We start from the raw sequence: 26,333 nt of genomic DNA, 5'->3' as shown, positions 1-26,333 counted from the left end.
CGGGGCTCCTCACCAATCGGCGGCCCCGGCGAAGGTCGTCTCCTTGGGGTCGTAGCCAAGATTCTCACGCGCCGCGGTGATGTCGAGGGTGCGTTCGACGGACAGGTGGCTGATGGCGTAGCGGGTCAGGCGCGGCGGGCCGGGGCGGCGGGCGAGGAGGAAGGCGCCCTCCACGGCGGTGGCCACCGGGCGCAGAGCCGTATACGGGAGGTAGAGCGGGCGGGCGTTGATGCCGCGTTCGGCGAGGATCTCGCGGAACGCGTCGTCCAGCGTGATGGGGGCGGCGTCGGTCACGTTGAAGACGCCGGTGCCGACCGCGCCGGTGGCGGCCAGGACGCAGGCCTGAACGAGATTGCCGATGGACGTGAGGCTGACCAGGGTGTCCGGCGTTCCGGTGGCGGGCAGGAACGGGCCTCGGACCGAGGACAGGACGCGCGGCAGGAGGGTCGTGTCTCCCGGGCCGTAGACCGCGTGGGGGCGCAGGATGATCGCCTCGCGGCGGCGGCCTGCCCAGGGTGTCGGGCCCCAGCCGCGCATGCGGGCGAAGACCGCCTTCTCGGCGGCCATCTTGGAGGCGCCGTACGCGTTGAGGTAGCGCGTGACGGGCGCCTGGTCCTCGGTGGCCATGACGGTGGGCCGGTACGGGTCGTAGACGCTGGCCGTGCTGACGTGGACGAAGCGCGCCGTAGGGAAGGTCTTCAGCGCGTTCTCGGTGCCGCCGAGGTTGGTGATGAAGAACGTCGCCGCGGGTCCCCAGTCGGTCACCGTTCCCGCGCAGTGAACGACGGCGTCGACCTCGGGGGCGCCCGGGAGGGGGCCGGTCGTCAGGTCCCATGAGGTGTAGGTCGCGCCGCCGAGGTGGCCGGGCGGGACGGCGGCCCGGCGGCCGTAGGCGAACGTGTCGATGCCCTGTCCCGCGAGGGCGCGGCAGACCGCTCCCCCGACGAAGCCGGAGGCGCCGGTGACTGCGATCTTCATGCGTTCCCCCCTTGGACGAGTTCGCGGAGCAGGTCCCGGTCGAGCTTACGGCCGCGGCCCGAGCGGGGCAGCTCGGGTACGGCGACGATCCGGTCGGGCAGCGCGTCGTGGTCGATCACGTCGGGCAGGCGGCGGCGAAGGTGCGCGGGCGTCGCGGTGCCGACGACGGCGAGCACCACTTCCTCGTCGCCGGTCTGCGGGTCGGGCAGGCCGACGATGGCGGCCTCGGTGACGCCGTCGAGCGCGGCGATCGCGGGCTCGTACAGGCCGGGATAGAGGTTGAACTTGCCCCGGATCAGCATGTCCTTCTTGCGGCCCATGAGGACCAGGGCGCCGTCAGGAGAGAGGCGGGCCAGGTCGCCGGTGGGCAGTTCCTTCAGCGGCGGGTCGCCCAGGTAGCCAAGGCAAAGGTTGGGCCCGGAGAGGAGCAGTTCGCCATCGTCGGCAAGGGTCACCCCCACCCCAGGCAAGGGCTGCCCGAGCAGATCCCCGTCCGCGCCCGAGGCGGTGTGGGCGAGCTTCTCCTCGGCGGTCGCGATGGCGACGGGCAGGATCTCGGTCATCGCGTAGACCGACAGCACCCGGGCGTTCGGCGCGGCGGCGACGGCCCGGCGGAGGATCCCGGCGGGCGCGGGCGCCGCTCCCAGCAGAACGTGCCGGAGGGTCGCCGACAGCGTCGGGTCGGCGTCGAGGATCTCGGCGAGGTGGACCGGCACGCAGAACGTGTGGGTCGCGCGGCGCTGCCGGAGCTGCGTCGCGAACTCCAGCGGCGAGGCGAACAGCGGCGGCATCGACCAGCGGGCGCCCGAGATCAGCGTCGGCAGGCCGAGCATGAGCTGGTCGGTGTGCACGATGTCGCCTGGCCCGAGCGGGAGCCGCGCGCGGAAGAGGTCCAGCGCGGACGCGAGCGAGGACTGCGTGTGGACGACGGCTCGCGGGTGCGCGGTGGTCCCGGACGTGAAGATCACGGCGGCGGGCGCGTGCGGATCGGCGTCGTCCTCGCCACCGTCCGGCTCCGGCGCGCCCCCGCCAACGAGACGATCGAACGGGATGGCCGACGGAGGAACGCCGGGCAGGCGGCGACCCACGTAGATGTGGCCGGGGATGCCGAGGTCCGACAGGTCGGGGAGCAGCAGGCCGCGGCGGCGCGCGTACGCCCGGACGAGCCGGAGACGGCTGCCCGCGTAGAGGATCGACTCGGCCGCCGACCAGCGCGGATTGGCCAGCCGGAGCCGCGCGGTGAACATCTCCGGGCCGGCTCCGGGATCGGCGAAGACCACGACACCGCGCGCCGCGACCACGCCCAGCGCCAGGACCAGCGACTGAGGCGAAGGCCGCACGGAGAAGAGCACGCCGTCGCCGGGCTCAAGCCCCGCAGCGATCAGGCCGTGCCGCACGGCCAGGACCCGGCGGCGCAGCTCGCCGTAGGTCGTCTCGGCTCCGTCGCCCGCGACCAGCGCCACCGCGTCCGGCGTGCGGGCGGCCTGGTCGAGCAGCTGACGTACGAGCGTCACGAGGAGGCCTCCGATCGGATCACGAGGCGGCGGTAGGTCGGGATCAGCACGCCGCGAGCCGCCTCGCGCCGCGTGATGCGCAGCGGCGCGGCGGCCAGGACGGTCCGCGCGACGGCACGGATCTCGGCCATCGCCAGCGGGTAGCCGATGCAGAAGTGCGGCCCCGCCCCGAACCACAACCGCCGCAGCTCCCCGCCGCGCGAGGAGTCCACGTCGAACGGGCCGTACGCCTGGCAGCAGTTGTGCGTCGCTATCAGAATCCGGTCGCCCGGCTTCACCGCCACACCGCCGACCTCCACCCGGCCGTGCACGCTGCGCAGCATCACGGGCGTCGGCGTCGTGACCCGCATGGCCTCGTCGATCGCCCGGTCCAGCAGAGCCGCATCCCCAGAGGCCACGCGGTTCAGCGCGCCCGAGTCGTGCAGCAGCGCGACCAAGCGCGGCACGAGCGTCGCGACGGTCTCGGTGCCGGTGAGGAAGAACGCCCCGGCCGCGCCGCGCGCCTCCGCCTCCGACAGGCCCAGCGTGCGCATGCGGCCCATCACCGTGCTCTCGTCGCCGGACGCGTACGCCTTGGCGGCGATGTCGCCGAGCGGATCGAGGACGGCCCGGGCCCGTTCGACCTGCCGGTCTGACAGCCGCCGGGACCGCAGCGAGACCATCGAGACGATCTCCTCGCCCTGCTCGAAGAGATGCCTGTAGGCGGCCTCGTCGTGCGCCTCCAGGCCGATGACCTCGCCCATCACGGCGCCCGCCGTCACCCGCATCGTGTCGACGAGATCGACGACGCCGCCCCGCTCCAGCCGGTCACCGAGCCGCGCCAGAGGCTCGGCCAGGACCCGCTCGCACAGCGCTTCTGTATACGAGGGCGTGAAGAGGTCGGTCAGGCGCCTCCTTAGCGCGCGATGCCCCTCCCCCTCCATGTTGAGCAGAACGGACGGCCCGAGGATCGGTGTCCACAAATCCCCAGGCGACCCCGGCCCGTCCTTGCGAAAGGTCTCCCCGTTCATCAAAACCGACCGCGCCACGGCCGCGTCGTTCACCACGACACCGACCCCCGGCACGCGTACGACAGCCCCTCGCCGCGCGAGCCCGCGCAGCAACGGGTAAGCGAACGGGTGGGCTGCCATATAGAGCCGCCGTTCCCAATCCCTAGCCCTCATCGGATGTCCACCACATCGGGCTTGTAGCGGTGGTCGGCGTACCAGCCCAGCGTGCGCACCAGGCCGAACGCCCGCAGCCGCCGCACCGACCCGTACACCACGACGTCCTTGCGCAACCCGTAGGCGGCCGTCAGGTAGCGCACCCGGTTGACCAGCGCCCGGTCCTCGTGCACGTCCTCAATGCAAGTACGCGGGAAACCGCCCGCCCGCTCATACAGCTCAGCGGTGATGGCCACGTTGCAGCCGGGCATCATCACGTACGGTCCGAGATACATCGGGTCCTGGTTGCCCGGCCGGAAGCGCCCGAACATCGCGGCCATCTCGACCACCGCCGGCAGTAGCCGCCGTTCCCACAGCCGCAGCGCGAACTCGTCCGTGCGCGGCCGGAGCGGCCCGCTGACCAGCTCCAGCCCCTCGTCGAACGCCCGCTTCACCGCCCCGATCCAGTCGCGTTCGGGCAGGCAGTCGGCGTCGGTCCGCGCGAGGTGAGTCGCCCCGGCCGAGATGGCGTGCCGGATGCCGGTGTCGGCGGCGGCGCCGGTGCCCTTCTGCGTCTCGCGGACGATCCGCAGGTCGAGCTTGGGATGCTCCTCGGCGAACTCGCGCACCACCTCGGCGGTACGGTCCGTGCTGGTGTTGTCGACCACGACCAGCGTGAAGTCGGCGTCGGCCTGCTCGTTCAGCCGGCGCAGCGTCGCGCCGATCGAGCGCTCCTCGTTGTACGCGGGGACGACCACCCAGAGATCCATGATCACAGCTCCGCGAAGACGACGCCGAGGCTCACGCCGCCCGCCAGCCCGACCATCGCGACGCGGTCGCCGGGGCCGCAGCGCCCCTCCTCGATCGCGGTGGCCAGTTGCAGCGGCAGGGTCGCGGACGCGACGTTCCCGTGTTCGGGCAGGGTCACCACGAGCCGGTCCGCCGGTATGCCGAGCACGCTCCGCAGCACCTCCAGGTAGGGCATGGTCACCTGGTGAACGGCCACGACGGCGAAGTCGTCCCAGCCCAGCCCGGTGTTCTCCAGCGCACGGACGAAGATCTCCGGCCCGTTGGCCAGGAAGGCGTCCTTCAGCCGCCGCCCGTCGCCGCTGAAGTAGGAGTGCTCGGGGTCGCGCGGGTGCATCGAGCCGCCGCCGGGCAGCGTCCCGATGTCCCAGGCCGTCGAGACCGCCGCGAAGTCCCGGTAGAAGATCCCCGAGTCCCCGTCCGGCCCAGAGCCGGGCCCGAGGCAGGGCCCGGAGCCAGGCACGGCCTCGAGCAGCATCGCCGCACCCGCGTCCGACAGCGTGTAGCCGGCGAACGCGTCGACGAACTGCGCGCGGTCGCGCACGCTCCACCGGATCGCGCGCGACGGCGTCTCGCCGCCGCAGACCAGCACGCGCCGGTGCTGCCCGGTGCGGATCAGCGCGTCGGCCGTCTGGACGGCGTTGAGGAAGCTGTTGCAGGCGTTCTTGACGTCGAACACCGGGCAGGCCGCGCCGAGCTTGGCGGCGACGATGTGCGCGGTGGCCGGTTCGATCAGGTCCTGCGACGCCGATCCGAAGATCAGCAGGTCCAGGTCCTCGGGCGCCGTGCCCGCGTCGGCGAGCAGCTTGCGGGCGGCCTCCACCGCCAGGTCGGAGGCCTGCTGGTCGTCGCGCATGACATGACGTGCGCGGATGCCGGTCATCCGTTCGACGATCGTCGGATGCGGCCGGTAGCCGCCGCTCTCGGCGGCGACCCGGGCCTCGACCTCGGCGCTGGTGCGGGTCCGCTCGGGCAGGTGCGCGGCGACGCCCGCGATGCGGGTTCTGATGGACACGTGTACGTCCCCCGGGACTCGAAGATTTCGTCGGGATCAGCCTCACGGGGCCGGGGCTCCGGCGAATAGAGAGACCCTACGCAGGCCGACCGGGGCGCTGGTGCTCATTCGGACGTGAGTACTACCACTCACCCAAATGAGTCATTCCACGCGTCCCTGCCCGCCCGCACTGACCTGCACAATCATCCATGTGACAACGACCAGGACCAGGACCGGCCACGCGGAGCGCCATGAGGCGAGGCTGCTGTGGGCGGGCAACAGAGGCCTCTACGCGCTGCTCCAGGCGGCCCGCCACACCGGCCCGATCGCGCGCGTTCCCCGGCTCGGCTGGGTGGTGACCGACCCCGTTCTGGCCCGCCAGGTGCTGAACGATCACGCCGCGTTCGGGATGGCGGGCGAGGGCGGCGTAGGGCACCTGTGGAGCCAGCTGTTCGGGGACGAGATGGCGGCGTTCTTCGGCGGTGCCCGCCATGCCGAGCTGCGCACCGGCGCCCGCGACCTGTTCACCGAGGCGAGCGCCCGCACCCTGGTGGAACGCTCCCAGGGCGCCCACTACCGGGCCCTCGCCGCCCACCTGAAGGCAGGCGAAACGATCGACGTGGCCGACGCCACCCGGGTCCTGGCGGGCCGCCTGGTCTCCGACGTCCTCGGCCTCCCGAACAGGACGGACGACGACGCCTACCGTCAGGTCTTCGCGTCGGGGGAACGCCTCGCCGCGCTGGCCATGGGCACGACCGCCTCCACCGAGTTGGCCGATGACGTGATCCAGCAGGCCCGCACGATCGTCGAGGGCATCACGGCGAACGTCCCGGACGCCTACCTCACCGCGGGGCCGGACACGATCCTCGGCCGCTGCCGCGAGATGGGGCTCGGCCTGCCCCTCGCCAGGGGCCTGGCCACCCTGCTGGTGATCGCGGGCACCGAGACCGGCGCGTCCGGCACGTCCCGTACGGTCGCGCTCCTGCACGACACCGGCCAGCAGCACGACCTGCTCGCCGACCCGGCCCTCATGGAGAACGCTGTCCGGGAAGGCCTGCGCGTCTCGACCCCGGCCCCGGTGATCGGACGTCACGTCGCCCGCGACACCACCGTGGGCGGGCGTTCGCTCCGCGCCGGGGAACGTGTCCTGCTGCTCACCTACCTCGCCGACAACGGCGTGGGCCCATTCGACGTCCACCGCGAGTACGTGCCGGAGACCCGCCAGCTGTGGTTCGGCGGCGGCCGTCACCTCTGCCTCGGCGCCGCGGTCGCCCGCACCCAGATCACCCGGATGCTGGAGACGCTGCTGGTCACGGGCCCGTACCGCATCCCGTCCCGCCGCCCCGCGCGCGGGGTGCTCGTCCCGACCTACGCGAGCCTGCGCGTCGCGGCGGCCTGAACCGGAGTCACGGCAGCTTGAACTGGAGCTGCCACGACGGCCCGATCACCACGGCGAGGAGCACGGCCACCAGCACCAGCGCGCCGATGATCAACAGCGTCTTGGCCCTCGCCCGGTCGCCGTCGAGCCCGGCCCCGGAGCGAGCCGCCCGCGGCCTCCGCGACCGCCACCGCGCCAGCGGCCCGGGGCCACGCGGCCGCTTGGGCGGCTTCAGCGGCTTGGCACGGTCGTCGGCCGACGGTTCGGTGAAGGACGCCGACTTGACGAAGTCCTCGTCGAACGCCGGCGGCGGTTCGGAATCGGGAGCCATAGCCATACGACGCGCAAACCTCCGGATCAGATCACGTCCGGAACGCAGGATCTCGCGGCGCCTTCGACCCGCGCAACACCACGACCAGGACAACCGGCAGGCTGATCAGGAAGAGCACCGCGGCCACGGCCGCGACCAGCAGGGCGATCACCGGCACCGGCATCCCGGAGCGCGAGGGTGACGTGACCTCACGCCAGGAGGAGCCTTTCCCGGCCTCGATGACGCGGCCCTTGACGTTGCCGGCCTGCAGCGTTCCGCCGCCGGGGTCGCCCACATGAAGAGGGGAATGGGCCTGGAGCGGCCGGTTGTCCCCCATCACCCAGATGCGGCCGGGCGGGACCTTGACGTTGAACGGCCTGCTCAGCGCCGGGCCCGGCTTGACGTAGTCCTCGTGGAGGGCCCGCCCGTTGACGGTCAACTGCCCACGGGCGTCCGAGGCGACCTGATCGCCGCCGACGCCGATGACCCGGCTCATGTAGACCCTGTCCGCGCCGCCGCCGACGCCGCCGACGCCGCCCGCACCGCCCCATTCGGGGGCGGTCACCGTCACGACGTCGCCACGCCGCACGTCGTGCCCGCGCTGGACGATGACGCGATCCCCCACCTGGGCGGTGTTCTCCATCCCTCGCCCGGGAACGGTCATCACATCGGTCGATCCGACGACGACGCCGATGGCCGAGATGCCGACCAGGACCTCCAGGCCCAGCAGGGCGAACAGCAAGGGGTTGCGGAGGCCGCGGCCCCCTGAAGATCGGTTCACGGCCGAGAGGGTATGCCCGGCGTCCCGGGAAGGGAGGCTTTCGCGAGAAAATAGAACGCGTTATAGTTTTCGCGGCGAATGACGTTCTAGAAGGAGACCGCATGGGCACCCCGGTGATCGTCGAGGCGGTTCGGACGCCTCTCGGAAAGCGCAACGGATGGCTGGCCGGACTGAAGGCCCAGGCCGTCCTGGCGCACGCCATGCGGTCGCTGGTGGAACGGGTCGACCTCGACCCCGCGCAGGTGGAACAGGTTTTCGCCGGGTGCGTGACGCAGGCGGGTGAGCAGGGCGGCCACGTCGGCCGGTACGCCTGGCTGTACGCGGGACTGCCCTGGGAGACGGGCGTCACGACCATCGACGCGCAGTGCGGGTCGGCGCAGCAGGCCGTTCACCTGGCCGCTTCGCAGGTCGCCGCCGGTGTCGTGGACGTGGCGATCGGCTGCGGCGTCGAGGTGATGTCCCGGGCGCCGCTCGGGAGCAACGTGCTGCCCGCCAACCCGCGGCCCGACGACTGGTCGATCGACATGCCGAACCAGTTCGAGGCGGCGGAGCGGATCGCGCGGCGGCGCGGGCTGACCCGGGACGACCTGGACGCGTTCGGCGCCCGTTCGCAGCAGCGGGCCGCCAAGGCCTGGGCGGACGGCCGGTTCGAACGGGAGGTCGCGCCGATCGACGCGCCCGTGCTGGACGGCGAGGGCAACCCGACCGGCGAGACCAAGACGATCACCCGCGACCAGGGACTGCGCGAGACCACGGCTGAGGGGCTCTCCAAGCTCAAGGCCGTGATGGGCGAGAGCGGCCTGCACACCGCCGGGACGTCGTCGCAGATCTCCGACGGCGCCGCCGCCGTGCTGGTCATGTCGGAGGAGAAGGCGTTCGAGCTCGGACTGCGGCCGCGGGCGCGGATCCGCGCGCAGGCGCTGGTCGGCTCCGAGCCGTACTACCACCTCGACGGGCCCGTCCAGTCGACCGAGCGGGTGCTCGCACGGGCCGGGATGACGATGGGCGACATCGACTTCACCGAGATCAACGAGGCGTTCGCCTCGGTCGTGCTCTCCTGGGCGTCGGTCCACAAGCCCGACATGGACAGGGTCAACGTGAACGGCGGCGCGATCGCGCTCGGCCACCCCGTGGGCGCGACCGGCGCGCGGCTGATCACGACCGCGCTGCACGAGATGGAACGCCGCGACGCGGGCAACGCGCTGATCACCATGTGCTGTGGTGGCGCGCTGTCGACCGCCACCATCCTCGAGCGTGCCTGATGCCGACGAAGTCGGCCCGGGGGGCGCGTGGGGGGCCGTCCCCCCTTGAGAGGTACTGACGTGGGCCCGCCGGCGCGACCCCGGCCGGAGGAGCTGGGCGGTGGGCTGTGGAGCATCCCGGTGCCGATCCCGGGCAATCCGCTGGCGTACACGCTGGTCTACGCCCTGGAGAGCCCGCGCGGGCCGGTGCTGGTCGACGCGGGCTGGGAGCACGAGGACGCCTGGTCCGCGCTGCGCGACGGGCTCGGCACGTTCGGCATCGACATCGCCGACGTGTACGGGGTGGTGGTCACGCACCACCACCCCGACCACGCCGGCCTGGCGGGCCGCGTCCGGGAGGCGTCGGGCGCGTGGATCGCCATGCACCGCAACGACGTGGCGGTCATCCGGATGTTCCGCGAGGTGGTCGAGCAGGACGTGGAACGCAGTTGGATGCGTTCCACGCTCGCCCGCGCGGGCGCCGACGACGGCGAGCTGGCGGCGCACGGCAAGCGCGAGCACATCGACCCGCCCGCGCTGCCCGACCGCGAGCTGGAGGACGGCGAGCTGGCCGACCTGCCGGGGCGGCGGCTACGCGTGGTGTGGACGCCGGGGCACTCCCCCGGGCACATCTGCCTGCATCTGGAGGACGGCGACCGGATCTTCACCGGTGATCACGTGCTGCCGCGGATCACGCCGCACATCGGGCTCTACCCGTACGACCTGCCCGACGTCGATCCGCTCGGCGACTTCCTCGGCTCGCTCGGCCGCGTGGCGGGCATGAGCGTGAACGAGGTGCTCCCGGCCCACCAGCATCGCTTCAACGGGCTCTCCGAGCGCGCCAAGGCGATCGCCGAGCATCACGAGGAACGCCTCACCGAGATCACCGAGCTCCTCACGCGCGAGCCCGCGACGCTGTGGCAGCTGGCCGCCGGGATGCACTGGCGCAATCCCTGGGAGGCGATGGACCTCCAGTCGAAGCAGATGGCCGCGGGCGAGGCGGCGGCGCATCTGCGCGTGCTGGAGAAGCGCGGCAGGGCCCGGCGTTCGGGGACCGATGACCCCATCCGCTTCGTCCGCGCAGGCCTGTGAGCTCTTCAAACCGGTATAAACCACCCTTTTTCGTGGCGTAGGCCACAGTCGAATCTCACGTCTAGACTCTTGATGAGACTGGAGTCTCATGTGAGACTCGTTTCCATACGGGCGCGACCAAGCAAGCGATCGGTCATTCGTGTGCTGGACCGTGAGAAGACCGTGTGGAAGGGGCGTCAGTGACAGGTCAGGATGTGGGCCTAGCCGGACGGGTGGCCGTGGTCACCGGGGCCGGCGCGGGACTCGGCCGGGCGGAGGCGCTCGCGCTGGCGGCCGCCGGTGCCCGGGTCGTGCTGAACGACCTCCCGGGCGACGCCGTCGAGGCGGTCGCCGAGGAGATCGGCAAGGCGGGCGGCGAGGCCGTCGTGCACGCAGGCGACATCGCCGAGTGGTCGACCGGCGAGGCGCTGGTCAAGACCGCCGTCACCGAGTTCGGCTCGCTGGACGTCCTGGTCAACAACGCGGGGTTCACCCGCGACCGGATGCTCTTCAACATGGCCGAGGAGGAGTGGGACGCCGTCGTCCGGGTCCACCTCAAGGGCCACTTCGTCACCTCGCGGCACGCCGCCTCCTACTGGAGGGAGCGGTCCAAGGAGACCGGCGCCCCGGTCTACGCCCGCGTCATCAACACCGCGTCGGAGGCGTTCCTGCTCGGTGCCCCCGGCCAGCCCAACTACGCCGCGGCCAAGGGCGGCATCGCGGCCCTCACCCTGTCGACCGCGCACGCGTGCGGCCGGTACGGGGTGCGCGCCAACGCGATCTGCCCGCGCGCACGCACCAACATGACCGCGGACGTCTTCGGTCCGGCGCCCGAGGACGGGCCCGACCCGCTCTCGGTCGACCACGTCGCCCCGCTGGTCGCCTACCTGGCCTCGCCCGCCGCCGAGGGCGTCACCGGCCAGGTGTTCGTCGCGTACGGCGGCCGGGTCGCGGTGATGGCGCCGCCGACCGTGGCCGCGCAGGTCACCACCGATGGCATCTGGACCCCCGGCGACCTCGCCGAGGCCCTGAACCCGCACTTCGCCACTGGTTCGGCCGGTTTCAGCGCCGCCGAAGCCCTCAAGTTCAGCTGACCGACGGCTCCACCACTCGACAGCTCTCACAACTTCAGGCGCGAGCTCCACAACTTCAGGCGCGAAAAACCCCCTGGCAAACGCCACGTCCTGGCGTCAGCCTGCCCTGCCCTCCACCCCGGCGAGAAGGATCTCTCATGGCCCCCGAGATCGACATCATCGACCCGAACGTCTACGAGCGCGGCGGCATCCCGCACGAGCAGTTCACCTGGCTGCGCGACAACGACCCCGTGCACTGGCACCACGACCTGAACGACGGCGTCCCCGGCTTCTGGGCGGTGACGCGGCACGAGGACGTGGTGACGGTCTCGCGGAACTCGCAGCTGTACTCCAGCCACGTGCGCACCTCGATGTACGAGGAGTTCACCGACGACGAGGTCCTGCTCTACGGGATGATGATGCTGTTCCAGGACCCGCCGGACCACACCAAGAACCGCTCCAAGGTGAACCGCGGCTTCACGCCCCGCATGATCAAGCAGCTCGAGGGCCACATCCGCGACATCTGCAACGAGCTGATCGACGACGTGGTGGAACGGGGCGAGGCCTGCTTCGTCGAGGACATCGCGGCGCACCTGCCCGCGTACGTCATCTGCGAGCTGCTCGGCGCGCCGGTCGAGGACCGGCAGAAGATCTGCGACTGGTCCAACCACATCATCGGGTTCGCCGACCCCGAGCTCGCCGGGGCCAAGGAGAAGGCCAAGGTCTTCGCGGGCGAGCTGATGGAGTACGCCGCGCAGCTCGCCCACGAGCGCCTCGCCGAGCCCCGCGACGACATCGCCAGCACGCTGCTCAAGCCGGACGAGAGCGGTGAGCGGCTCAGCATCGAGGAGTTCCAGCTCTTCCTGCTGATGCTGATCATCGCCGGCCACGAGACGACGCGGAACGGGTCGGTCGGCGGCATGCTGGCGTTCTTCGAGAACCCCGATCAGTGGGCGAAGCTGAAGGCCGACCGGTCGCTGCTGCGCACCGCGCCGGACGAGATCGTGCGCTGGACGTCCCCCATCAACCTGTTCCGCCGTACCGCCACGGCCGACACCGAGCTGGGCGGCAAGCAGATCAGGGCGGGCGACAAGGTCGTCATCTTCTACGGGTCGGCCAACCGCGACGAGCGGGTGATCGAGGACCCGTTCACCTTCGACATCTCCCGGGACCCGAACCCGCACATCGGGTTCGGCGGCGGGGGCGCGCACTTCTGCCTGGGCACGCACCTGGCGCGCCTGGAGCTGAACGTCCTGTTCGACACGATCCTGGAGCGGATGCCCGACATCGAGCCGGTCGGCGAGCCGCGGCGGCTGCGGTCCAACTTCGTGAACGGCGTGAAGGAGATGCGCGTGCGCTTCACCCCCTCCACGCCGCTCGGCACCAAGGCCGCCGCCCTCAGCCGAGGCTGAGGGCAGGCAGGCAGGCAGGCTCGGGCTCAGCGAGTCTCCGGGCTGAACTCCACTCTCATTTCCTTGATCCCGTTGATGAAGTTCGAACGCAGCCGGCGAGGCTCGGCCGCGAGCCTGATGTCGGGCATGCGGTCGAGCAGCGCCTCGAACAGCACGCTCAGCTCCAAGCGGGCCAGATGCGTGCCGAGGCAGAAGTGAGGCCCGCCTCCCCCGAACCCGATGTGCGGGTTCGGGTCGCGGCCGATGTCGAAGGTGAACGGGTCGTCGATCGCGCGCTCGTCGCGGTTCGCGGACGGGTAGAAGACGACGACCTTGTCACCGGCCTTGATCTTCTTGCCGCCGAGCTCGGTGTCGGACAGGGCGGTGCGGCGGAACTGGTTGACCGGGCTCGCCCAGCGGACGATCTCGTCCGGCGCCGTGCGCAGCAGCGCGCGGTTGGCCAGCAGCCGCTGCCACTGGTCGGGGTGGCGGAAGAACGCGAGCATGCCGCCGGAGGAGGCGTTCCGCGTCGTCTCGTTGCCCGCGATGATCAGGATGAGCACGAACAGCGCGAACTCGTCGTCGCTGAGGGCCTCGCCACTGGCGTCGGGCTGCAGCAGCTTGGTCGCGATGTCGTCGCGCGGCTCGGCCCGGCGCAGCGTCGCGAGCTCGCCCGCGTAGGCGAAGATCTCGGCGGCGGTCTGCCGGCCGATCTCCTGGGACCCGAACTCGGGGTCGTCGGCCCCGATCATCAGGTTCGACCAGTGGTAGATCTTCTGCCGGTCCTCGACCGGGGCGCCGAGCAGCTCACAGATGACGTACGCGGGCAGCGGCGCGGCGATGTCCTCGACGAAGTCGGCCTCGCCGCGGGCCGCGACCCCGTCGATCAGCTGGTGCGCGATGTCGCGGATGTGCTGCTCGAGCTGCTTGATCATGCGGGGCGTGAAGCCCTTGTTGACCATGCTCCGCCGCTGGCTGTGCTCCGGCGGATCCATGTACAGGATCATCATCTGGTAGAGCGCGAGGTCCTCGTCGGTGGACTCGGGGAACATCGGGCCGCGCTCGTGCGAGGAGAAGATCTCCGACCGGCGCGAGACCTCCACCACATCGGCATGGCGGGTCACCGCCCAGAAGCCGGGGATGTCCGGGTGCGGGTCGGCGTGCCAGTGCACGGCGTCGTGGTCGCGCAGCCAGCGGAACTGGTCGTGCGGTACGCCGCCGCGTTCATAGGTGTCCTGGTCGATCAGGTCGATCGCCGGGGCGTCGTTCTCAGGGGTGTTCTGAGAGGTGTTCTCGGGGGTGTGCTCAGGGGCCATGCGAGCTCCCGTCCGGACCGGTCGCGCGGTCGAGTGACCGACCGGTCGCTTGCTCGGCAGTTTCCTAGAACACGTTCTAACATGAGACATAAGTCTCATCAAGGGTCCAGCCTGCGGATCCATACCGTTCCGGGGTCGCACATCCGGCCCAAGGGGCACGGGCGCCCATGTCCCACCATGCGACCGTCCGGTAACATCAATCAGCCGAAGTCTCGTGCTTCAGCAGGTCGATCAAAGGGGTGGTTCGTGAGCAGGGCCGAGGACGACGCGCATCGCGATCGATTGCGGATCGCCCTGCTCTCCTACCGGAGCAAGCCGCACTGCGGCGGCCAGGGAGTCTATCTGCGGCACCTCAGCCGCGAGCTGGTCGATCTCGGGCACACGGTGGAGGTCTTCTCCGGCCAGCCCTATCCGGAGCTGGATCGCAAAGAGATCACGCTGACCAAGATCCCCAGCCTGGACCTCTACCGCGACGAGGACCCGTTCCGCACCCCGGCGCTGAGCGAGTTCCGCGACTGGATCGACGTCCTGGAGTTCGCCCACATGAAGACCGGCGGCTTCCCCGAGCCGCTGACGTTCTCCATCCGGGCCCTGCGCGCGCTGAAGCGCCGCCGCCGCGACTTCGACGTCGTGCACGACAACCAGGTGCTCGGCCTCGGCAACCTCGGCATCGGCCGGCTCGACATCCCGCTGGTCACCAGCATCCACCACCCGATCAGCGTGGACCGCCGCATCGAGCTCGAGGCCGCGGAGGGCATCAAGCAGAAGCTCGGCAAGCGCCGCTGGTACGGGTTCGTCGCCATGCAGTCGCAGGTCGCCCGCCGCATCGGCCCGGTGCTGACCGTCTCGGGCTCCTCCAAGGTCGACATCGTCAAGGACTTCAAGGTCGACCCGCGCGACATCGAGATCCTGCCGCTCGGCGTCGACACCCGGATCTTCCACCCGCGCGGCCCGGTCTCCGAGCGGGTGCCCGGCCGCATCGTCGCGATGGCCAGCGCGGACGCCCCGATCAAGGGCGTGGACGTGCTGCTGCGCGCGGTCGCCAAGGTCGCCACCGAGCGCGACGTGCACGTGATCGTCGTCAGCCGCCCGCAGAAGGACGGCCCGACCGAGAAGCTCGTCCGCGAGCTCGCCCTCGGCGACCGGGTCCGCTTCGTCAGCGGCATCAGCGACGACGAGCTGGGCGAGCTGATGGCCTCCGCGGAGATCGCGGTCGTGCCGTCCCGCTACGAGGGCTTCTCGCTGCCCGCCGTGGAGCACATGGCGTCCGGCAGCCCGCTGGTCGCCAGCCGCGCGGGCGCGCTGCCCGAGGTCGTCGGCGACGCGGGCGTGCTCGTCGAGCCCGGCGACGTCGAGGAGCTGGCCGCCACGCTGCGCCGCCTGCACGACTCCCCCGAGGAGCGTGCACGGGTCGGCGAGGCGGGCCTGGCCAGGGTGCAGGAGCGCTACGCGTGGCCCGCCGTCGCCCAGGCCACGGTGGAGCACTACCGCGCGGCCATCACCCAGCGGAACTACCTGCGGCTCGCCGCGGGCAAGCAGTAGTAGGGAGTACGCGGCCCGCCGCGCACTCCCACCAGAGGGGACGTACCCGCGAGGACGTCTCCCGTACGGAAGGAGCACGACCCTGCTGACCGTGGATTTCCAGCGGTTCCGCGTCTCTCCCGGAGACCGCATCCTCGACATGGGATGCGGCGCGGGCCGGCACGCCTTCGAGCTGTACCGGCGGGGTGCCGACGTCGTGGCCTTCGACCTGGACGCCGACGAGCTGGCCGGCGTGGAGAAGATGTTCGGGGCCATGCGCCTGGAGGGCGAGGTCCCTGAGGCCGCCAAGGCCGAGACCGTGCAGGGCAACGCGCTGGACCTGCCGTTCCCCGACGACCACTTCGACAAGATCATCGCATCCGAGGTGCTCGAGCACATCCCGAACGACATGGACGCGATGCGCGAGCTGCTGCGGGTACTGAAGCCCGGCGGCCGGCTCGCCGTCACCGTTCCCAGCTGGCTGCCCGAACGGGTCTGCTGGGCGCTGTCGGAGGACTACCACACCGCCCCCGGCGGCCACGTGCGCATCTACACCCGCGCCGAGCTGGAGGCTAAGCTGAAGGCCACCGGCTTCACGGTGCGGGGCCACCACCACGCACACGGCCTGCACGCCCCGTACTGGTGGATCAAGTGCGCGGTGGGCGTCGACAACAACGACAACCCGCTCGCCAAGGCCTACCACCAGATCCTGGTGTGGGACATCATGAAGCGCCCCCTGGCCACCCGCCTGGCCGAGCGCGCGCTGAACCCCCTCATCGGCAAGAGCGTGGTCGTCTACTTCGCCAAGCCCCGCACGCCCAGCGCACCGGTCGCCGACGACCGGGAGACCGCAGATGCCGTCTGAGCTGAGCGCTCCCTCTGTCTCTGGCGTGGTCACCTCCGAGGAGATGCTGGCCACGGCCCACAGCATCGTCGCCCAGCAGGAGGAGTCCGGGGCGATCCCCTGGTTCACCCCGCTGGAGGGCGTACCCGGGCACGTCGACGCCTGGAACCACATCGAGGCCGCGATGGCGCTCACCGTGGCCGGCCTGCACGAGCCCGCCCGGCGGGCCTACGAGTGGCTGCGGTCCGTTCAGCGCCCGGACGGGTCCTGGCCCGCCAAGTGGGTGCTCGGCGAGGTCACCGAGCCCGGCGGGGAGTCCAACCACGCCGCCTACGTCGCGGTCGGCGTCTGGCACGAGCTGCTGATGACCGACGACGACGCGTTCGCCCGCGCCATGTGGCCCACGGTCCGCCGCGCGATCGACTTCACGCTGGGGCTGCAGACCCGGCGCGGCGAGGTCATCTGGATCCGCCATGAGAACGGCGAGCCCAGCGACCACGCCCTCCTCACCGGCTGCTCCTCGATCTACCAGTCGCTCCGCTGCGCCGTGGCGCTCGCCGAGCAGCTGGGCGAGCCGCAGCCCGACTGGGAGCTGGCCGCCGACCAGCTCGGCCACGTGGTGGCCGCGCATCCGGAGGCGTTCGCCGACAAGAGCCGCTGGTCGATGGACTGGTACTACCCGGTCCTCGGCGGCGCGGTCCGCGGCCGGGCCGCCGCCGAACGCCTCGCGTCCGAATGGGACACCTTCGTGGTGGACGGCCTCGGCTGCCGCTGCGTGTCCGACCAGCCCTGGGTGACCGCCGCCGAGAGCTGCGAGCTGGTCATGGCCCTGGACGCGGCGGGCGACCACCGCCGCGCCTTGGAGCTCTTCCGCACGATCCAGCATCTGCGCCACGAGGACGGCTCGTACTGGACGGGCTGGCAGTTCGAGAACAAGCGCCACTTCCCCGGGGACCGCTCCACCTACACCGCGGCCGCCGTCATCCTGGCCGCCGACGTCCTGGAGGGCACCTCGCCCGGCGCGAGCCTCTTCAAGGAGATCGCCGGGCGCCCCCTGGGCCCGTCCGAGGCCGCCGACCCCGACGCCTGCGGCTGCACCCTCATCTCGGTGGCCAACCCCATCCGCACCCGCCTCTGAGCCCCATCAATACGCCGATCTTGCTCTGAGCGCCCTCAAATGGGGAGTTTGAGGGCGCTCAGAGCAAGATCGGCGTTGTGCATGGTCAGGCGGGGGTGAGGGGGTCGGTGTCGTTAATGCGTTCCAGGACGCGCAGGGAGCCCTCCACGCGGCGTTCCTCGAAGGCGCCGCTGGCGATCGCGCGCTGGTAGACGTGGAACGGGGCCTGGCCGCCGTCGGCGGGGTCGGGGAAGACGTCGTGGATGACCAGGGCTCCGCCGACCTGGACCCACGGGGCCCAGCCCTCGTAGTCGGCCTGGGCGTACTCCTCGGCGTGGCCGCCGTCGATGAACAGCAGGGCCAGCGGGGTCTGCCAGAAGCGCGCGACGGTGCGGGACTGGCCCACGATCGCGACAACCTCGTCCTCCAGGCCCGCCGAGCCGATGTTCTTGCGGAAGACGGGCAGCGTGTCCATGCGGCCCGTGCAGGGGTCGACCAGGGACGGGTCGTGGTGCTCCCAGCCCGACTGGTTCTCCTCCGAGCCGTGGTGGTGATCGACGGTGATCACGGTCGTACCGGCCTGGCGGGCGGCGGCGCCCAGGTAGATGGCGGACTTGCCGCAGTACGAGCCGACCTCAAGCAGCGGGCCGTTCGCGCCGTACAGCGCGGCGGTCTCGAAGAGCGCCCGGCCCTCGGCGGGCGGCATGAAGCCCTTGGCCGCCAGGGCGGACCGCAGCAGGTCGGGGGGCATGGCAGGGGTGGTCGTCCCCGCCGAGGTGGACGCCATGGTCTCAGTCATCGATCTCCTCCGCGGGCACTTTATCCGGCCTTGAACATGCCCCGGCCAACGACCCCTCGAACCGAGATCCACATTGATGAGACTCGAGTCTTGCCGGGCCATACTGAAACGTGTTCTACTTTTCCGGTGAGCGAGCGTACCAAGATCGCATTGTCCGAGGACGAGGTGACCTCCCTGGTCGGGACCCAGCGCAAGCTGCAGCTGGGCACGATCAACCCGGACGGCACCCCGCACATGGTGACCATGTTCCACGCGGTCATCGACGGGCAGATCGCGTTCTGGACCTACCGGTCCTCGCAGAAGGCGCGCAACATCGCGCGGGATCCCCGCGTGACCTGCCTGATCGAGGCCGGCGAGGACTACTTCGAGCTGAGCGGCGCGCTGATTTACGGCCGTGCCGAAGTAGTGACCGATCCGAACCGGGTTCGGTATGTTGGCAGCGAAGTGGTCCGGCGCATGATGGACCTCACCGATGACGACGCGATCGCGCCCTTCGTGGAGGCCACCGCTGCCAAGCGCCATGCCTACCTCGTAGAACCTGTTCGCGTCGCCTCGTGGGACCACCGCAAGCTCACGTGAAAGGAACGAAACAGCGATGAGAGTAAGTGTCGATCCGCTGGTGTGCGAGGCCAACGCGGTCTGCGTCGGGCTGGCGCCCGAGGTCTTCGACCTGAACGACGACGACGAACTCACCATCCTCCAGCCCGAGCCCCCCGCGGACCAGCTGGACCGTGTCCGCCACGCGGTGCGTTCCTGCCCGAAGGCCGCGCTCACGCTCGACGAGTAACCCACCCCCGGGCGCCGTGTGCGCCCTCACCTCGATGTGGAGGCAGCCATGGCACGTGCCGCGGTCCTGCATGCGGTCGGCGACACCGAACTCGACCTGCGCGACGACGTCGGCACCGTCGACGCCGGTCCCGACCAGGTCAAGGTTTCGATCAAGGCGACCGGGGTCTGCCACTCCGACCTCTCGGTCATGACCGGCGTGCTCCCGATGCCGATCCCGGTCGTGCTCGGGCACGAGGGCGCCGGCGTCGTCACCGAGGTCGGCGCCCATGTGACCAACGTCCAGGTGGGCGACCACGTGGTCGTCAACTGGAGCCCGGACTGCGGGAAGTGCCCCGAGTGCCTGCGCGGTGAGCCGTACCTGTGCATGGCCTTCATCGGCGCGACCTTCACCGAGGCCCGCTTCACCAGCGACGCCGGGCCGGTGTTCGGCATGGCGGGCTGCGGCACCTGGGCCGAAGAGATCATCGTGCCGTTCCAGGGCGTGATCAAGGTCGCCGAGGACGTGCCGTTCGAGTACGCGGCGCTGCTCGGCTGCGGCATCCCGACCGGGGTGGGCGCGGCCATCAACACCGCCAAGGTCAAGCCGGGCTCCAAGGTCGCCGTGGTCGGCGCGGGCGGCGTCGGGCTGAGCGTGATCCAGGGCGCCAAGATCGCGGGCGCCTCGACGATCCTCGCCATCGACCCGAACGAGGCCAAGCACCCGATCGCCAAGCAGTTCGGCGCGACGCACACCGCGACGCTGGAGAACCTGGACGAGACCAACGGCCTGCTGACGCTGGGCCAGGGCTTCGACTACGTCTTCGAGGTCGTCGGCAAGTCCGCGGCGATCCAGACCGCGTGGGGCGTCACCCGGCGCGGCGGCGACGTGATCGTGGTCGGCGCGGGCGCGGCGGACGACAACTGGCAGCAGAGCGCGTTCTCGCTGCTGTTCGAGGGCAAGAGCCTCAAGGCCTCGCTCTACGGCGGCTGCGACCTGAAGCGCGACATCCCGATGTTCGTGGACCTGTGGCGGGCCGGCCGGCTGGACATCGACAGCCTGATCACCCGCCGGATCCGCTTCGAGGACCTGAACGACGCGGTGCAGGCGCTGAACAGCGGCGAGCAGATCCGCCAGGTCGTCCTGTTCGACTAGGACCCGGCCGAGCCGGAACGAGCACAGCCGGAACGAGCACAGCCGGAACGAGCACAGCCGGAACGAGCACAGCCGGAACGAGCACAGCCGGAACGAGCACAGCCGGAACGAGCACAGCCGGAACGAGCACAAAACGACATGGCGGGGCGGTCGCGCAGATCGCCCTGCCATGCCATTCTTTCTCCGTGTTTGCCAGGCTTGTCGCCGGGGCGATCATCGCGCTCCCCCTCGCTGCCCTCCCGCTCGGCCCGACCGCCGAGGCCGCGACCGTACGGATCCGGGACGTGCAGGGCGCTGCGCACAGATCGCCGCTGAACGGCAGGCACGTCACGGGCGTCGCCGGGATCGTCACCGCGGTCACCGGCAACGGCTTCTGGATGCAGGACCCCTCCCCCGACAAGAACGACGCCACCTCCGAGGGCGTCTTCGTCTTCACGCGCACCCGTCCGACCGCCGTCGTGGCGGACTCGGTGAAGGTCGAGGGCAAGGTCAGCGAGTTCCGTCCCGGCGGCTCCAAGACCGCGAACCTGAGCCGTACGGAGATCGACGCGACCAGGACCGCAGTGCTCGCGCACGGCCGGCCCCTCCCGGCCCCGATCCTCATCGGGCCGAAGGGCCGCAGGGCGCCCGGCGCGATCAACACCGGCCGCCTGGGCGACATCGAGACCAAGGGCGGCTTCGACCCCGCCCGCAACGCACTCGACTTCTACGAGTCGCTGGAGGGCATGCGCGTCCGGGTCCAGAACGCCGTCGCGGCGGGCCCCACCCAGGACGGTGAGGTCCCGGTGATCCCCGAGGGCGGCAAGGGCGGGCAGCGCCTCGGCGCCGCCCCCGACGACACCCGCCGGATCGTCCTCGACGACGGGCTGGCCGCCCTCCCTCCGGTGAGCACCGGCGACCGGCTGCCCGGCCCGGCCGACGGTGTGCTGGACTACGGCTTCGGAACGTTCAAGCTCCTGCTCACCGCCACCCCGCGCGCCGAACGCGGCGGGCTGGCCCCCGAGGCCACCCGGGCGCCGAAACCGGGCGAGCTCGCGGTCGCGACGGTGGCGCTGGAGAACTTCAGCCCCGACACCCCCGCACCGCGGCTGCGCGCGTACGCCGGGGACATCGTGCAGGGCCTCCGGTCGCCCGACGTCGTCGCCGTCTCCGGGCTGCTGGACAACAGCGGCGCCAAGGACGACGACACGGTGGTGGCCGACCAGACCGTCGCCGACCTGGTCACCGCGATCAGCGCCGCGGGCGGCCCGCCGTACGACTGGCGCTCGATCACCCCGCGCAACAAGTCCGACGGCGGCGAGAAGGGCGGCAACAACCGGGTCGGCTTCCTTTTCCGCACCGACCGCGGGTTGTCGTTCGTCGACTCACCCGCCGAGGGCTCCGACGACGGCCCCTCGGGCGACGACGGCGACACCGGGCCGAACCTCACCGCCACGCCGGTCAAGGCCGTACGGGCGGGCAAGGGCGTGCGCCTGTCGCTGAGCCCCGGACGGGTCGCGCCGACCGACCCCGCCTGGGCCGGAACGCGCAAGCCGGTCGCGGGCGAGGTGACCTGGCAGGGCAGGCGGATCATCATCATCGCCAACCACTGGTCGCCGCGGACCAGCGACGACCAGCCCGACTTCGGCCGCTTCCAGCCCCCGGCGCGGCCCACCGCGTGGCAGCGCGAGCCGCAGGCCCGCGTCGTCGCCGGGTTCGTGAAGTCGATCCGTGCGGCCGACAAGAACGCCGACGTGATCGTGGCGGGGAACCTCAACGAGACCGAGTCGACCGAGCCGCTGCGGATGCTCACCCAGGACACCGGCCTGCGGGACCTGCCCGCCGAGGTGCCCGCCAAGGACCGCTACACGGCCCCGGCCGGGGCGCTCGACCACATCCTGCTGAGCCCGGACCTCAGCCGCCGCAAGCACGAGTACGACATCGTCCACCGCGCCTCCGACTTCGCGGACCGGGCGGGCGACCACGATCCCTCGCTCGTGCGGATCGACTTCTCGGCGAAGTAGGCGTGCGGCGGCCCCGGCCGGTGCGAGCGTGACGAATCCACTACCTGAATTAGGGAAGGCCGAAGAATCGGCGCAGAACGGTACCGAATGGCACCGGTCGTTTTTCCCTGACCGGGGCGGGCACCGCTCGGGCGACACTCACCCCCGCTTCGGGAGGAGCCGCCCACCATGGCACATAGATTCCGCACGAGCTTCAGCTGGTTCTGGCTGATCTACATCGTCATCGGCGTATTCGTCGCGTGGGATCGCGGCTATCTGTACGCCGACCTGCTCCGGCGCATCGGCAGCGCGCTGCTGGCGATCTTCCTGTGGTTCCTCATCCTGCTCGGAGTCGATCTGCACATTCACGGATAGCGCACCGATAGCGAACCGATAGACAGGGCGCGTGAGCCGAACCTCGCGCCCGGGCCATAGTCGCCGAGTCATCACGGAGGTACGTTCCGAACATGGCTAAAGGTGGATGCAGTTGTGGACACGGCGGTAGCTGTTCATGCCCGAAGGGATGTTCCTGCGGCTGTAACGGCTAGCGCGCATCATCCGAACGCGCATCATCCGAACGCGCATCGACCAAGCGCGTAACGACCGAGCACGTGACAACGGACGGCTCAGGGAGCCGTCGTCCGCCACAGCGTCGGGGTCTCGCCGCGGTAGTCCGCGGTGAGCCCCGCCGCGGTCACGTCGTTCCCCGTGGCGGCGAGCGCCGTGAGGCGCTGGTCGCCCGGCCCGTCGAGGCCGCCGCCGCGCACGGGCGCCTGCCGCCAGGCGATGCCGTCCTGCGAGGTCCACAGCGCGACGTCCTGGCGTCCCGGCGCGCCCGCGACGCCCGCCACCAGGAAGCTCTTGGCGGTGGCGACGACGCCGGTGAGCACGGTCGCCTGGGGCGCGCCGGTCGGGACCGCCGCACGCCACGTCCTGCCGCCGTCGGCCGAGACGCCGACGAACGGCGCTCCTCCCGAGCCCGTGGCCACCAGGAGCCCGCCGCGCGCCGCCACCTGGTCGAACCCGCCCGCGCTCATGCCGGGCGGAACGGGGGGCTGCGCGGCGGCGGTCCACCGCACGCCGTCCGGCGAGGTCCAGGCGGCGGGCCGGACGCGCCCCTCGCCCGCCTTGCGCCCGCCGACCGCGACGAATCCCTTGCCCGTGCCGGTCAGGGCGGTCACGTCGTTCATCCAGGCGCCGCCGTCGAGGTCGCCGCGCCCGGCGTTGCCGCCGCGGATCCAGCGGCGCAGGTCGGGCGACTGCCAGACGGCGGCCGAGTCCCCGTCCCTGCCGACGGCGACGTAGCCGCCCGTTCCGGCGGTTGACGCCACCGGCGCCCCGTCGCCCGGGACCGGCGCCTTCTGCCACGATGAGCCATCGGCCGACGTCGCGACCAGTGCCTTGCCGCCGTTCTTCACGCCCGTGTCGCCGACCGCGAGCCACCCCTGCGAACCGTACGCGACGTCGCCGAGCCGTCCCGGGCCGAGGGAGGGGCCCTGGGCTCGCGTCCAGGCGGTGCCGCCGCCGGTCCAGGCCACCGCGTCGCCGTTGGTGCTGCCGACCGCGACCGTGCGGCCGCCCGCGCCCGGCGCCAGGGCCGTGACGGTACGTTCCGGACGGACGAAGTCGGGGACCTTGGTGAGATCGACGGGCTGGCCGAGGAGCGAGAGGTAGGCGTTCTCTCCGCGCCGTCCGGCGAGCACCGGCGCGCCGCCGTCCACCACCGTGAGGCCGCTCGCGACGGTTCCCTTGCCGCCCGACTCGGCGCTCGGCTGCCACATGCGGCCCTCGGCGCTGCGCAGCACGGCGTTCTGGTCGTCCTTGCCCGAGACCAGTACGGCGAGGCCGGCGGGCGAGCCGCCGATCGCGGCGACGCCCGTGTACTGCGGGGCGCCGACCTGGCCGTAGGGCGACCACGAGGAGCCGTCGGCCGAGCCGAGGACCACCCCGTAGCGTTCGGTTCTGCGGTGCTTCTTGCTACCGGTGGTGCGGCGGCCCTCACGTGCGAGGAAGAAGCCGCCCGGACCGGCGACCACGCCCTTGATCGGCCCGTACGAGCCCTGCCCCTGCGGTACGTTCACCCAGGTCCAGGTGCGGCCGCCGTCGGCCGAACGCCAGATGGCGTCGCCGCGGACGGTCTGGTCGGTCGTGCGCTTCTTGCCCTTGCGCTCGACGGTCTTGGTCACCGTCTTGCGGAACGAGCCGTGCGCGACGACGAGGTTCCCGCTGGCCGCGACCCGGTCCAGGCCCGCGATCGTGGCGTCGCTCAGGTGGTCGGCGCGCTGCCAGCCGCGCCCGTCCGCCGACGTCCACACCACGCCGCGCCCGTCGCCGGTGAACCGGCCGCTGGGCGAGGTGGAGCCGACCGCGACGAAGCCGGTGGCGGTACGGGTAACGGAGGCGACCCGGTCGGTCGGGCCGAAGGCCGCGCCGGTGCCGGGCGCCTGCCGGGTCCAGGTCTTGGCGTCGGTGCTGGTCCACACCGGCGTCTCGGACGTTCCGGCGCCGATCGCCACCCACGCGCCCGGCCCGCCCGCCAGCAGGCGGGGTCGTTCGCCGGGGGCCGGCTCGGAGCCGTCGGCCGCGCGCACCCGGCCGAGCCGCCAGGTCTGGCCGCGGTCGCCGGACCACAGGAACTCGGCGCGCGCCCGCCTGGCGCCGCCGTCCGCCGCCGCCTCGGCTCCGGCGGCGACGACCGTGCCGCCGGCCGCCGCGACCGTGGTGAGCTGCTGGGTGAGCCCGTCGGTAGAGGCCGCCGGGTCGACCGCGAAGATCGCACCGGCCGGGAGCGCTCCCGGCGTCGCCGCCGCGCGCCCCTCGTCCTCGTCGCCGGTCACCGCGTACACCGCGAACCCGACCACCAGCACGCCGCCGACCCCGAGCGCCAGCACGGCCCGCCCGCTCGGCACCTTCAACACGACCGGCACCCGCACCCGCGGCGCCGACCGCGCAGGCCGTGCCTTCCCAGGCGCCGCAGCCGTCTGCTCGGGCGCGGCCGAGGTCTTCGCGGGCGTCTTCCCGGCCGCCGAGCGCGCCCTCTTCCTCGGCGCGGGCGCGGGGGTGGGGTCGGGCTCGGCGATGAGGTGAACGGTCGGCCGCGTGCGCGTTCTGGTCACGGGGTCGAGGTCCAGGGGGGCGGCGGCGTCGTCGCCGGCGTTCTCCCAGGCCACGCCGGAACGGCGCCACGCCTCGTGCGACTTCGCCCACGGAGAGCCACCGCCGGAGGGGGACGCTTGGAGGCTCAGCCGCCGCCGGGTCTGCCGTGAGCCCTGCGGACCCGAGAGTTCAGGGGTCCTCGCCGTCACACGCGCTCCTTCGCCATTGCGATGACCACCATCAAACCGCGCCACTTCCGTCTCTGTGCGGACATCGGTTCGATCGGCAGCCATTTCAGGCTGCGGGAGCGTTCATATCACCTCAGGGGCGCGCAGGATGATCCTTTGCTTCGATCCTGCCCTTGTACGCGAATCCCTGCACGTGGATGACGGGTCCGCCGTCGGTCGCGCCGTGCACGTCGGTGGAGACCCCGACGCCTCCGGCGATGACGCGGGCGCCGGCGGGCACCAGGATCTCGACCGTGGACTTGTAGGCGAGCACCCGGATGGAGGTGATCGGGCTCTCCAGCTCGGCGGTGCGCAGATCGAGCACGGCGCCGCCCTTGTAGATGACCGACGTGTAGCGCTGCGGCACGAACCACCGGCCGACGCGGCGGACGTGGTCCTTGTAGGCCAGCTGGAAGCGGCTGCCGAACCCGGAGCGTTCCAGCCCGCTCGCGGAGGGTGCCGCGTCGACGGCGTCGGCCGCGCCCGTGGGAAGGTCGGCGGACAGCCGGTCCAGGTCCTCCTGGGTACGGGAGGCCAGCACGAGATCGATGCGCTCGTCCAGCTCGCCCTCGGTCAGCCTGCCCTCGGCATAGGCGGTGTGCAGCCTCACGAGGACGTCGTCCCGGTCCTTGTCCGAGGCGCGCACGGCCGGCCTGGTCCGCTCGACGCTCATCGCATCTCTCCTTCGAGGAAGAACGAGATGTATCTTAACTCGGCTCCCCCTCGTAATCCGAGAGATATGTGCAAAAAGCCTCAGTCGGCCGACACCCCGGCCGCCCCCGGCCGCCCCCGGCCGCCCCCGGCCGCCCCCCGACGCGCCCGGCGCCGCC

At 71.6% G+C, this 26,333-nt stretch carries 24 protein-coding genes; 13 read left to right on the top strand and 11 right to left on the bottom strand.

Annotated elements, in window-relative coordinates; genetic code table 11:
* Nucleotides 1-9: 9 nt before the first annotated feature.
* Genes J4573_RS25105 through J4573_RS25085 form a run of 5 tightly spaced genes read right to left on the bottom strand, consistent with a single transcriptional unit; the run spans nucleotide 10 to nucleotide 5,456 of the window.
* Nucleotides 10-978 (bottom strand): NAD-dependent epimerase/dehydratase family protein, encoded by a 969-nt coding sequence (locus J4573_RS25105; protein ID WP_208258279.1) that lies wholly within the window; start codon nucleotides 976-978, stop codon nucleotides 10-12.
* Nucleotides 975-2,492 carry a class I adenylate-forming enzyme family protein gene (locus tag J4573_RS25100; protein WP_208258278.1) on the bottom strand — a complete coding sequence of 506 codons (1,518 nt, stop codon included), beginning with the start codon at nucleotides 2,490-2,492 and terminating at the stop codon, nucleotides 975-977. Before J4573_RS25100 ends, J4573_RS25105 begins: the two co-directional genes overlap by 4 nt.
* A complete protein-coding gene (locus J4573_RS25095) occupies nucleotides 2,489-3,655 on the bottom strand; it encodes a cytochrome P450 (protein ID WP_208258277.1) in 1,167 nt (388 codons plus the stop codon). Before J4573_RS25095 ends, J4573_RS25100 begins: the two co-directional genes overlap by 4 nt.
* On the bottom strand, nucleotides 3,652-4,404 hold the full coding sequence (locus J4573_RS25090; RefSeq protein ID WP_208258276.1) for a glycosyltransferase family 2 protein: 753 nt from the start codon (nucleotides 4,402-4,404) through the stop codon (nucleotides 3,652-3,654). Before J4573_RS25090 ends, J4573_RS25095 begins: the two co-directional genes overlap by 4 nt.
* Nucleotides 4,405-4,406: 2 nt before the next feature.
* A complete protein-coding gene (locus J4573_RS25085) occupies nucleotides 4,407-5,456 on the bottom strand; it encodes a 3-oxoacyl-ACP synthase III family protein (RefSeq protein ID WP_307796866.1) in 1,050 nt (349 codons plus the stop codon).
* Nucleotides 5,457-5,646: 190 nt separating this feature from the next.
* Here J4573_RS25085 and J4573_RS25080 point away from each other — a divergent pair, with 190 nt between their 5' ends.
* Nucleotides 5,647-6,834 carry a cytochrome P450 gene (locus J4573_RS25080; protein WP_307796864.1) on the top strand — a complete coding sequence of 396 codons (1,188 nt, stop codon included), beginning with the start codon at nucleotides 5,647-5,649 and terminating at the stop codon, nucleotides 6,832-6,834.
* A 7-nt stretch (nucleotides 6,835-6,841) separates the two neighbouring features.
* Here the strand turns inward: J4573_RS25080 and J4573_RS25075 are convergent, their stop codons facing one another.
* On the bottom strand, nucleotides 6,842-7,144 hold the full coding sequence (locus J4573_RS25075) for a hypothetical protein (RefSeq protein WP_208258274.1): 303 nt from the start codon (nucleotides 7,142-7,144) through the stop codon (nucleotides 6,842-6,844).
* Nucleotides 7,145-7,175: 31 nt separating this feature from the next.
* Nucleotides 7,176-7,904: a signal peptidase I gene (lepB, locus tag J4573_RS25070; RefSeq protein ID WP_208258273.1), complete on the bottom strand. Its 729-nt coding sequence runs from the start codon at nucleotides 7,902-7,904 to the stop codon at nucleotides 7,176-7,178.
* A gap of 101 nt (nucleotides 7,905-8,005) precedes the next feature.
* On the opposite strand from lepB, the gene J4573_RS25065 reads away from it, so the two are divergent.
* The 4 genes from J4573_RS25065 to J4573_RS25050 all read left to right on the top strand — a co-directional run bounded on the left by J4573_RS25065 (nucleotide 8,006) and on the right by J4573_RS25050 (nucleotide 12,701).
* Nucleotides 8,006-9,166, top strand: coding sequence for a steroid 3-ketoacyl-CoA thiolase (locus J4573_RS25065; protein WP_208258272.1), 1,161 nt, complete (start codon nucleotides 8,006-8,008; stop codon nucleotides 9,164-9,166).
* 60 nt (nucleotides 9,167-9,226) lie between these two features.
* Nucleotides 9,227-10,237 carry an MBL fold metallo-hydrolase gene (locus J4573_RS25060; protein WP_208258271.1) on the top strand — a complete coding sequence of 337 codons (1,011 nt, stop codon included), beginning with the start codon at nucleotides 9,227-9,229 and terminating at the stop codon, nucleotides 10,235-10,237.
* A 179-nt stretch (nucleotides 10,238-10,416) separates the two neighbouring features.
* A complete protein-coding gene (locus tag J4573_RS25055; protein ID WP_307796863.1) occupies nucleotides 10,417-11,310 on the top strand; it encodes a 3-oxoacyl-ACP reductase in 894 nt (297 codons plus the stop codon).
* Nucleotides 11,311-11,447: 137 nt separating this feature from the next.
* A complete protein-coding gene (locus J4573_RS25050) occupies nucleotides 11,448-12,701 on the top strand; it encodes a cytochrome P450 (RefSeq protein ID WP_208258270.1) in 1,254 nt (417 codons plus the stop codon).
* Nucleotides 12,702-12,727: 26 nt separating this feature from the next.
* Here the strand turns inward: J4573_RS25050 and J4573_RS25045 are convergent, their stop codons facing one another.
* Nucleotides 12,728-13,996 (bottom strand): cytochrome P450, encoded by a 1,269-nt coding sequence (locus J4573_RS25045; RefSeq protein WP_208258269.1) that lies wholly within the window; start codon nucleotides 13,994-13,996, stop codon nucleotides 12,728-12,730.
* Between the two features lie 246 nt (nucleotides 13,997-14,242).
* Between J4573_RS25045 and J4573_RS25040 the strand changes: the two genes are divergently transcribed.
* The 3 genes from J4573_RS25040 (at nucleotide 14,243) to J4573_RS25030 (ending at nucleotide 17,499) form a co-directional block, all read left to right on the top strand.
* Nucleotides 14,243-15,538, top strand: coding sequence for a glycosyltransferase family 4 protein (locus tag J4573_RS25040; protein WP_307796861.1), 1,296 nt, complete (start codon nucleotides 14,243-14,245; stop codon nucleotides 15,536-15,538).
* 82 nt (nucleotides 15,539-15,620) lie between these two features.
* Nucleotides 15,621-16,382: a class I SAM-dependent methyltransferase gene (locus tag J4573_RS25035; protein WP_208258475.1), complete on the top strand. Its 762-nt coding sequence runs from the start codon at nucleotides 15,621-15,623 to the stop codon at nucleotides 16,380-16,382.
* Nucleotides 16,372-17,499: a prenyltransferase gene (locus J4573_RS25030; RefSeq protein ID WP_208258267.1), complete on the top strand. Its 1,128-nt coding sequence runs from the start codon at nucleotides 16,372-16,374 to the stop codon at nucleotides 17,497-17,499. The genes J4573_RS25035 and J4573_RS25030 overlap by 11 nt, the downstream gene beginning before the upstream one ends.
* Before the next feature lie 85 nt (nucleotides 17,500-17,584).
* Here the strand turns inward: J4573_RS25030 and J4573_RS25025 are convergent, their stop codons facing one another.
* On the bottom strand, nucleotides 17,585-18,277 hold the full coding sequence (locus tag J4573_RS25025) for a class I SAM-dependent methyltransferase (RefSeq protein WP_208258266.1): 693 nt from the start codon (nucleotides 18,275-18,277) through the stop codon (nucleotides 17,585-17,587).
* A 126-nt stretch (nucleotides 18,278-18,403) separates the two neighbouring features.
* On the opposite strand from J4573_RS25025, the gene J4573_RS25020 reads away from it, so the two are divergent.
* The 5 genes from J4573_RS25020 to J4573_RS25000 all read left to right on the top strand — a co-directional run bounded on the left by J4573_RS25020 (nucleotide 18,404) and on the right by J4573_RS25000 (nucleotide 22,555).
* Complete coding sequence (locus tag J4573_RS25020; protein WP_208258265.1) at nucleotides 18,404-18,856, top strand: pyridoxamine 5'-phosphate oxidase family protein; 453 nt, start codon at nucleotides 18,404-18,406, stop codon at nucleotides 18,854-18,856.
* 16 nt (nucleotides 18,857-18,872) lie between these two features.
* Nucleotides 18,873-19,064: a ferredoxin gene (locus J4573_RS25015; RefSeq protein WP_208258264.1), complete on the top strand. Its 192-nt coding sequence runs from the start codon at nucleotides 18,873-18,875 to the stop codon at nucleotides 19,062-19,064.
* Between the two features lie 48 nt (nucleotides 19,065-19,112).
* Nucleotides 19,113-20,198, top strand: coding sequence for a Zn-dependent alcohol dehydrogenase (locus J4573_RS25010; protein WP_208258263.1), 1,086 nt, complete (start codon nucleotides 19,113-19,115; stop codon nucleotides 20,196-20,198).
* A 185-nt stretch (nucleotides 20,199-20,383) separates the two neighbouring features.
* Complete coding sequence (locus tag J4573_RS25005; RefSeq protein ID WP_243773525.1) at nucleotides 20,384-22,201, top strand: DUF8508 domain-containing protein; 1,818 nt, start codon at nucleotides 20,384-20,386, stop codon at nucleotides 22,199-22,201.
* A 168-nt stretch (nucleotides 22,202-22,369) separates the two neighbouring features.
* Nucleotides 22,370-22,555 carry a hypothetical protein gene (locus J4573_RS25000; protein WP_208258262.1) on the top strand — a complete coding sequence of 62 codons (186 nt, stop codon included), beginning with the start codon at nucleotides 22,370-22,372 and terminating at the stop codon, nucleotides 22,553-22,555.
* A gap of 251 nt (nucleotides 22,556-22,806) precedes the next feature.
* Here the strand turns inward: J4573_RS25000 and J4573_RS24995 are convergent, their stop codons facing one another.
* A complete protein-coding gene (locus J4573_RS24995; RefSeq protein WP_208258261.1) occupies nucleotides 22,807-25,485 on the bottom strand; it encodes a hypothetical protein in 2,679 nt (892 codons plus the stop codon).
* Between the two features lie 112 nt (nucleotides 25,486-25,597).
* Complete coding sequence (locus J4573_RS24990) at nucleotides 25,598-26,176, bottom strand: DUF1707 SHOCT-like domain-containing protein (RefSeq protein WP_208258260.1); 579 nt, start codon at nucleotides 26,174-26,176, stop codon at nucleotides 25,598-25,600.
* Nucleotides 26,177-26,333: the final 157 nt, after the last annotated feature.

This window comes from Actinomadura barringtoniae, assembly GCF_017573505.1.
GTDB classification, from domain to species: domain Bacteria; phylum Actinomycetota; class Actinomycetes; order Streptosporangiales; family Streptosporangiaceae; genus Spirillospora; species Spirillospora barringtoniae.
Note: the sequence above shows the minus strand (reverse complement) of the source record. Positions and strands in the feature narration are given on the sequence as shown.